The 8,190-nt window shown below is 38.2% G+C and carries 7 protein-coding genes and 1 pseudogene; 2 read left to right on the top strand and 6 right to left on the bottom strand.

The features are described 5' to 3' along the window. Window positions 1-242 (bottom strand): annotated as a pseudogene (locus AB4140_RS19615) (transposase); the annotation flags it as partial. 66 nt (window positions 243-308) lie between these two features. Here AB4140_RS19615 and AB4140_RS19610 point away from each other — a divergent pair. Then, window positions 309-1,112, top strand: coding sequence for an ankyrin repeat domain-containing protein (locus AB4140_RS19610; RefSeq protein ID WP_372002309.1), 804 nt, complete (start codon window positions 309-311; stop codon window positions 1,110-1,112). A gap of 138 nt (window positions 1,113-1,250) precedes the next feature. On the opposite strand, the gene AB4140_RS19605 is transcribed toward AB4140_RS19610, so the two are convergent. Genes AB4140_RS19605 through AB4140_RS19585 form a run of 5 tightly spaced genes read right to left on the bottom strand, consistent with a single transcriptional unit; the run spans window position 1,251 to window position 7,347 of the window. Further along, window positions 1,251-1,661: a hypothetical protein gene (locus AB4140_RS19605; RefSeq protein ID WP_303446208.1), complete on the bottom strand. Its 411-nt coding sequence runs from the start codon at window positions 1,659-1,661 to the stop codon at window positions 1,251-1,253. A 59-nt stretch (window positions 1,662-1,720) separates the two neighbouring features. Continuing rightward, complete coding sequence (locus tag AB4140_RS19600) at window positions 1,721-2,026, bottom strand: DUF3240 family protein (protein WP_303446209.1); 306 nt, start codon at window positions 2,024-2,026, stop codon at window positions 1,721-1,723. Next, a complete protein-coding gene (locus tag AB4140_RS19595; protein ID WP_303446210.1) occupies window positions 2,023-5,076 on the bottom strand; it encodes an efflux RND transporter permease subunit in 3,054 nt (1,017 codons plus the stop codon). The genes AB4140_RS19600 and AB4140_RS19595 overlap by 4 nt, the downstream gene beginning before the upstream one ends. A gap of 1 nt (window position 5,077) precedes the next feature. After that, window positions 5,078-6,109, bottom strand: coding sequence for a membrane fusion-like protein (locus tag AB4140_RS19590; RefSeq protein WP_372002306.1), 1,032 nt, complete (start codon window positions 6,107-6,109; stop codon window positions 5,078-5,080). Next, on the bottom strand, window positions 6,106-7,347 hold the full coding sequence (locus AB4140_RS19585; RefSeq protein ID WP_372002304.1) for a TolC family protein: 1,242 nt from the start codon (window positions 7,345-7,347) through the stop codon (window positions 6,106-6,108). The genes AB4140_RS19590 and AB4140_RS19585 overlap by 4 nt, the downstream gene beginning before the upstream one ends. A 192-nt stretch (window positions 7,348-7,539) precedes the next feature. Between AB4140_RS19585 and AB4140_RS19580 the strand changes: the two genes are divergently transcribed. Further along, entirely contained in the window at window positions 7,540-8,037 is a 498-nt protein-coding gene (locus AB4140_RS19580) for a LuxR C-terminal-related transcriptional regulator (RefSeq protein ID WP_303446213.1), read from the top strand. Window positions 8,038-8,190: the final 153 nt, after the last annotated feature.

The following is an 8,190-nucleotide window of genomic DNA, read 5'->3' as shown; positions in this document are numbered from 1 at the left end:
TCCACATCGACTTTAAGCACGACATGTAAATGATTACTCATCACGGCATAAGCACAAATATCAATCGCAAAAATCGTCGCCAATTCAATAATACGCGAATCAACCCACTCTCGGCGATGTTCATAGTTATCACCAGTCGACTTATCAAATCCACACAAAAATGCTTTGCGCACCACCCGCGTACAGCAGTGATAGTAAGGGGTATCTTCTAAACTCACGAGTGTTTTTCTAGGTCTGGCCATCTTCAATCACCAAGTAATGAGCAATAACTAAAGCCTAGTAGGGTGTTTAACATTTAGCCAACTAGAATGGGTGGCCATGTTAATTTTGATGTAAAAACCGTAAATATACTGCTAAAAAATGGAGCAAGCGCCGATACTAGAGCCAAGGATAGAATAGGACGAACAGCATTAATGTTAGCCGCTTTAAGTGGTCATATTGAAATGGTTAATTCTCTGCTAGAACACGGTGCAAGCGTAAATTTAAAAGACAAAACAGGACATACAGCACTTAATTGGGCAGCCAATCGATCACACCTACAAATTGTGAAAATTTTGCTTAGTAATGGAGCCGATATTAACACCCAGGATAATAGCGGCACATCCCCACTCTTATATGCCATTGCAACCCGTAATATCAAAATGGTTAGTTTACTGTTGTCACATGGGGCCGAAACCGAAATAGAAAGCAGCGTAAGTAAGATGACACCTATGCTACTTGCCATTGAATATAACGATCAAGAATCGATTGACCTTTTACTCGATAACGGAGCTGATGTTAATGGCACAAATAGTGATGACTTTTCGCCAGTAATGGCCGCAGCAGAAAAAAATCAGCTTAACACGGTGCAAAAAATTATCTCCCATGGTGCACAGGTAAACCTATTTGATAAAAAGCATTTTACAGCGCTGTTATATGCAGCTGAACATCAACACATGGCTGTCATGCAGTTATTATTATCTCAAGGAGCAAATATTAATGCAGTAGATAATAAAGGTAGAAACGCAGTTATGCGCGCCAAGCAAAAAGGCAATAATGACGTTGTAAAATTATTATGTGAACAGGATACTAACTTAAATGCTGATGATTGCTCAGAACCTAGCCAATATTAATTGACCACAACATCCTTATCGTAACCTTGAATTGAGCGTTCGCTTTATCAAAGTTAAATTACGTTTTAATCAGCTCTTGATTAGAGAGAAGATAATGATATTTAGCTCACACTATTACTTCTTTGATTCTGATAAAGCCTAATGTTTCCATTTTCGATGTAATATTCCGAACTTCATTTTGGCTGGTCGCGGATATATGTCATCATCTTGAATAGCTAACTTAATATTTCCATGCTTTAGGACGTTATTTACTTCCAGTCCTGTCCATAAGATTTGATAATCAGCAGGAGTTAGCTTAGGTATTTCAAAAGAAAAAATGGTATTGCCACCCTCAGGCACTTGAGTATCTAATACAAGCAGGAAACCATCATTATCCTTAATAGTTATTGAATCTAAAGTTACACTCTTATCAAAGGTGATTTTCATCCTGCACGGTGTAGCCTCAATAAACTCAGCCGTTACACCACTACGACCTTGAGTTATCTCATTGGCAGAAACTGCATTTACAGCCAGTAAAATAAGCATCAATAAATATTTGTCCATCTTCATTTAAATACCTCATTCTTGGCTAAGCAGAAAATTAAGCTATTGATAATTGATAATATTATTTAACACAACGTACCTGAATTTACTATTGGTGTAATCCAGTATCGACAAGGGTTATGCTGACAAACTGTAGACAAAGCGCTCAACAATTTTTCTTGATTATCATCTGAATGCATAATTTCAAATTTATAAAACTCACGATAACCTTCAACCTGCTCTTTAATATTAAAATGGCTGTGCTCACGGCTAAAACCACAAATATTACTGAGACTAAAACCTGATAAAAAATCTAGTTCGATAAGAGTATCCACAATATCGTCCTTGATATCGTTTTGGGCAATAAGCACTAATAATTGCTGTGTAATCATTGGCGTTTCTCCAGCCAGTAATAAAGGATGGGCAATAAATAAAGTGTGGTGATTGTTGATGTCAATAATCCTCCAATGACAACAATGGCTAAGGGTTTTTGAATCTCTGCACCTGGACCTGATGCAAATACTAATGGCATTAAGCCAAACATGGCTGTAGTTGCAGTCATTAATATAGGTCGCAACCGTCTAGCTGCGCCTTGTTCTACTCGGACTAATAAATCACTGAACAAATGTTTGCTCTGTTCGTAATAACTCACCATAACAACACCATTAAGCACAGCCACACCTAATAGCGCAATAAAGCCAACCGAGGCAGGAACTGACAGGTATTCACCTGAGAAATATAAACTCACAATGCCGCCCATCATGGCAAATGGAACGTTAGCGAGTATTAGACCAGATTTAGCCAATGAACCAAAAGTTGTGAATAAAATCAGAGTGATTAACGCTATTGCAATTGGAATTACGAGTAATAAATTATTGGTAGCACGTTGTTGGTTTTCAAACTCTCCGCCAAAACTGACACTGTATCCACTAGGAAGCTTTATTTCATTCGAGATCTTAACGTTGAGTTCTTCAACAAAACTAACAATGTCGCGCCCCTCTACGTTAGTAGTAATAACTGAGAAGCGATCACCTTGCTCTCTTTCGATTAAAATAGGTCCTTCTTTATAGCTTAACTTGGCGACATCGGTAAGACGTTTAAGTGAATGATCAGGCATAACCAACAATTGATTTTGTAACTCATGAACACTACTAATTCCGTCTCTATTATTCGCTATCAATATTGGCGTGCGCTTCTTACCTTGCAGCACTTCAGAAACTACAACCCCTTCCAGTTGGCTTTTTAGATATCGAGCAAACTCTATTGTACTCATGCCAAAACCGCGGGCTTGTTCATTATCTAAGGTTAAATTAATAAAAGGACTTCCTTCAATCATAGACATTTTGACATCAATACTCCCTTTCGTCATTTTCACTAATGCATCTATTTGAGATGTTAGTTTTCCAAGTGTATCGATGTCAGTCCCAAATACCTTAATCGCAACATCACCGATACTTCCGGTAAGCATTTCTGAAACCCGCATTTGGATAGGTTGAGTGAAATTAAAGTTCACCCCAGGAAAGTTAACCAGTTCAGTACGAATAGAATCTATTAATTGATCCTTATGCGCAAAACGCCATTCACTCCGTGGCGCAAGCTCCAAAAATACATCGGTTTCATTCAGACCCATTGGGTCTAAACCAATTTCATCAGATCCTGTACGTGCAACCATCTGTTTAATTTCAGGAACCTGAGTTAGTAAGGTCTGTTGGATTTGCTTATCAATTGCGATAGATGCTTCAAGTGAGATGGAAGGAGATTTCTCTAACTGCAAAATAATGTCACCTTCATCTAAAGTCGGCATAAAGGTTTTTCCAACCAAGCTAAACAATCCTAGGCTAACAACCAGTAGCGTAAAGACGACAACGATAAAAGACTTTTTGTGAACAAATATGATTTTAAGACTGGTGAGGTATGTCGCTTTTAGTTTCTCGATTGCCTTCGGTTCCTGCGCACTTTTTTCATTAACCAAGTAAGAGGCTACAACTGGGATGACTGTCAGCGATAATATTAAAGCAGACAGCATTGCAAACACTATTGTAACTGCTACAGGAGTAAATAGTTTCCCTTCTAAACCAGTTAATGTCAGTAGTGGCGAGAATACAATCATCACAATTATAGTGCCAGAGACCACTGGAATAGCGACATCTTTTGTAGCACGATAGATAAGATGTAAACGAGGTAAACGCTGTTTGGTTGCGATGAGATTTACCATGTTTTCAACCACTACCACAGAGGAATCGACTAGCATACCAATAGCAATAACTAATCCACCCAAGCTCATGAGGTTAGCTGAGAGGTTGAATAGATCCATCATGAGAAATGTCATCAATGCAGCAAGGGGCAAAGACAATGACACCACTAAGGCTGCCCTCACATTCCCTAAGAATAAAGCTAAAAGCACAATGACTAAAACTACAGCTTCAAACAATGCACTTGATATGGTATCAATCGCTGTATTTATAAGATTCGCCCGATCATAAAAAGTATTGATAACACTGCCTTCTGGTAATGTTGTACTTATCTGTTCAAGCTTTTCTTTTATACTTTCGACCACTTGGGCAGTATTAGCATCTTTAAGCGCAATAATTAACGCTTCAGCAGCTTCTTCTCCGTCCTTGGTCACCGCTCCGTAACGAGCTAAGTGACCTACTTCAATATCAGCTAAATCTCGAAGACGATACACCTTGGCATTATCGGCTTTTATCACCAATTGTCTCAGTTCATCTATATCATCAATTCGACCTTCAGCACGTACGATAATTGTATCAGTGCCGATTGTCAGCTTACCGGCACCTTCATTGTGGTTATTCTCGGTAATAGCTTGTTGCAGTAACGAAAAACTTACCCCTGCAGCAGCCATAGCTGAAGGATTGGGGCTAATACTAAAACTCTTAGCGTACCCGCCTAAAATATTCACATCAGCGACACCTGCTACGGTACGTAACAATGGGCGAACTTCCCACTCTAATAACTGCCTACGTTCTATCAAAGATAAATTAGGATTTTCGAGTGTGAACATAAATATTTCGCTCAGCGGCGTACTCATCGGTGCGACCCCTCCAGAAACCTCCTGAGGAAAGCTATCCCACACAGCAGCAAGTCGTTCACTCACCTGTTGCCTTGCCCAATAGATATCAGTACCTTCAGTAAAATCAAGGGTGATATCGCTGATAGCATATTTGGTCGTGGAACGTAAAATTGCCTGATGAGGTATTCCTAATAACTCTGTTTCAATAGGTACAGTGATCTGTGCTTCTATTTCTTCGGGAGTCATCCCTGGCGCTTTTAAAATAATCTTAACTTGGGTGGGTGAAATATCAGGAAAAGCGTCAAGAGGAATTGAAAACCAAGCTCTAGCGCCTGCCAATATTAATATTAGCGCAACAATTAAAACGAATAGGCGCTGAGTGAGAGAGAATCTAATCACGGAAGCGAGCATATTATTCGCCTCCCAAGCCAAGTAGTATCCCTTTTACTGCTGCAACAGATTGAGTTAATACATAAATATTGCTTAAGTCTTGATCGCTAGCAACTATATATTCATTAGAAGTAGAACCTAGAACCTCGATAGTGAGTGCCGATAATATCGATGCTGTTTTGGTAAAAATTTGGGTCTCTTGTTGCCAACTAAATACGCTAGTTTTAGGTAATAAATACACTGTTTTTTGATATTCAGGAATAACGGTAATTTGTTGTCCTAGTAATAAGTTACAACCTAGAGGAACTGGCATTGACCAAGCAGTTAAAAAAACACCATCTGCAATGGCTGAAACTTCGTCTATTGAAACATGACATTGGTTAATATTTACTGCCGACAGTGAGGTAGATTGATTCATAGGCACATTAATTTTAATACGAATACTATCTGCTGGAATCAAAGAAAATAACGCTGCACCTGCATTATATGAGCTACTAAGGTTAGTAAGATTAACTATACCTGCTATTGGAGCTCTAATGACTAATGACTCTATAGAAGTATCAATACTTTCAACCAGTTCCATAAAGTGCTGCATGTGTTGGTATTTAAGTTGAGTGCTGAGATAGTCTTGACTGATCTCACGCCATTTATCAATACTAATACTATTCGTTTTTAATAAGGATTTATTGCGTTCATAACGTTGCTTAGATAGATCAAACAGACTTTTGGTAGCCTCAATTTGAGCAAGAAAATGAAATATTTCTGGCCCTGTTAACCTTACAATAGCTTGCCCTTTAGTCACAGCTTGGCCCTGGGCGACTAAGTAAGTTACCTGTTGAATATTTTCAGGTGTTCTGACCCAATAATCATTACCAGGTAATCGTTCTATTTGGGCTGGAAGTGAACTCCCTTCATAACTTACACCTTTCTGTGGCTGCGTGTACTTAAGTTCTAAACTACCCAACTCTGCAAGTGATATAGTCTTCGCACACACGAAGCTAGCAGATAAACACAAAGGTATACACACAAGGCTAACGCCAAATTTGGCCATCATAATGAAATTCCTAAAGCTTGCAGTTGTTGAGAGTGGAGTTGCTGCTGAGTGATTTGGTTTAGTAATAAACGTGATTCAGTATCAAGTGCATCCATATAACGACGCAGCCAAATTTCATAACTAATTTGACTCTGGTCTTTAACTTTGGCTAAATCTTCTGTAATTGTCCGACTCAGCGAGACACCACGCTGTAACAATAACTGTTGCTTCCTGAGGTTTTGCTGTTTCATAGCTAGCTTTTCTGTTTGGGTCTTTAATTCAAGATAGGTACGCTCACTATTTAAACTCTGTTCTTGATGGTCTTTTTGCCAAATAGAAAGTTCACTTTGTGATAATGCTGATCCCAAGCTAATCGGTATACTAATTCCCAAACCTAATTGTTGGTCATTAAATTGATCGTCAGCGGTTTCTTTAGCAGTTAAGGATAATGTCCATGAATCCTGCTCTCCTGCTTGCTGGCTTTTAATGATCAACAGTTGTTGTTGCTGCCGTAATGATTGAATTTGCCATAAGGGATGTTGGATTAATGCATCATTAATCCCATGATGGATACTTAAATTAGCTTCAGTAATTTCACGATATTGTTCATTAATTTTCTGCGGTATAACGCTCAAACCAGTAACTGAATTAAAAAGAGAAAGAGCTTCACTCTGTTGTTGCTTAAGAACAATTTGATCTAAATCAATATCTACATATTCTCGTTCCAGTAGCAATATATTCACTTTAGGCAATTCTCCCGCATCAGAAAGTTGCTTGTGCTGAACATATAGCTTGTCTAATAATTTTGCTTTACGGTTTAGCTGTTTTATTTTCACTGATGCTATGCGGTAATCCCATATGCTTTGTCTGAGTAATCCAGATAAGTACAATTTCTGTAACGCAACTTGCTGACCTTCAAGTTCCAGCGTCAACTTTTTTAGTCGTTTATCACTATTATGTAAACCGAATGACTTGATTGGTAAGTTAAGTGATACTTCTTGCTCGTAAATGTTACTATTATCAAGACTACCAAGGTAACTTAAGCTGATGCTTGGTAACCCTGTTAACCAAGTCGAACTAGTCAATTCAAACGCTCTACCATCATTTAATGGTGTTCCGTTAAGTTGCGTCACGTTTAATCTGTTTCGACTGATTTCCAGCAGCTTAGACAATTCATTACTAGGAGTTGCAAAACTATAGGTGCCACTAGTTAAAACGATGAGGATACATAACTTGATACTAAACTTAATAGCAAACATAAGTGATTTCTATAACCCAAAATGTATACTCATATTAATCACTTAAATGTTAAAGCACATGGGGAAAATGTATCATAAAAGCCTTTATAGTACATATGTACCATAGCCCAAACTAATGATTTTATTATATTAAAATAAATACTATTTTTTGGGCTTCATTTATTACCAGTTACGAGTTGTAGGATTTATCTCATGAAAAAAGATGTATTCATTATTGTATTATTGCTACTGATAACAATGTTTAAACTATTTGACATCTTTGCTGATTTACAGCTTGATATTCCTGCTTGGCACATTGCACAAGAAAGTGTTCTTGTACTACTTACAATAATCGGTAGCATTTATTTAGGCTTTGATCTAATTCGAAGCTCTCGCCAAGTAAAAGCCCTAAGATCTAAATTAGCGAGTGCAGATAAGCAGATTAATAATATGTCGGGCCAAATGCGTGCTGCTAGACAAGAATACAGCCAAACCATCGCAGCTCAATTTGACTCTTGGAGTTTTACTAAAAGTGAACAACAGGTAGCTCTTTTACTGCTAAAGGGGCTGAGTTTTAAAGAGATTGCCGAAGTTCGACTCACAAAAGAAAAAACGGTCCGCCAACAAGCTTCCAATATTTACAGCAAAGCTCAAGTAGATGGTCGCCACACTCTCTGTGCATGGTTTATGGAAGACTTTATTCAAGAATAGTTATATAGGTAGCTTAAGCTATTGAGGACCTGCGCTCGAGCGTGTAAATCATTTCATCAACATAACGAATAAAGTCATTAATACAGGTTTGATGGTCGATGTTATTGATGATTTTTTTCAGTGTGCCAGTGCCAGTGTAACCCTCCCTTATAT

The organism is Shewanella sp. 10N.286.51.B2 (assembly GCF_041469265.1).
GTDB lineage: Bacteria > Pseudomonadota > Gammaproteobacteria > Enterobacterales > Shewanellaceae > Shewanella.
Note: the sequence above shows the minus strand (reverse complement) of the source record. Positions and strands in the feature narration are given on the sequence as shown.

Excerpts from the sequence above, each read along its gene's own strand:
- AB4140_RS19580 (WP_303446213.1), top strand. The coding sequence starts at position 7,540 with ATGAAAAAAGATGTATTCATTATTGTATTATTGCTACTGATAACAATG.
- AB4140_RS19590 (WP_372002306.1), bottom strand. The coding sequence starts at position 6,109 with ATGATGGCCAAATTTGGCGTTAGCCTTGTGTGTATACCTTTGTGTTTA.
- AB4140_RS19600 (WP_303446209.1), bottom strand. The coding sequence starts at position 2,026 with ATGATTACACAGCAATTATTAGTGCTTATTGCCCAAAACGATATCAAG.
- AB4140_RS19610 (WP_372002309.1), top strand. The coding sequence starts at position 309 with ATGGGTGGCCATGTTAATTTTGATGTAAAAACCGTAAATATACTGCTA.
- AB4140_RS19595 (WP_303446210.1), bottom strand. The coding sequence starts at position 5,076 with ATGCTCGCTTCCGTGATTAGATTCTCTCTCACTCAGCGCCTATTCGTT.
- AB4140_RS19585 (WP_372002304.1), bottom strand. The coding sequence starts at position 7,347 with ATGTTTGCTATTAAGTTTAGTATCAAGTTATGTATCCTCATCGTTTTA.
- AB4140_RS19605 (WP_303446208.1), bottom strand. The coding sequence starts at position 1,661 with ATGAAGATGGACAAATATTTATTGATGCTTATTTTACTGGCTGTAAAT.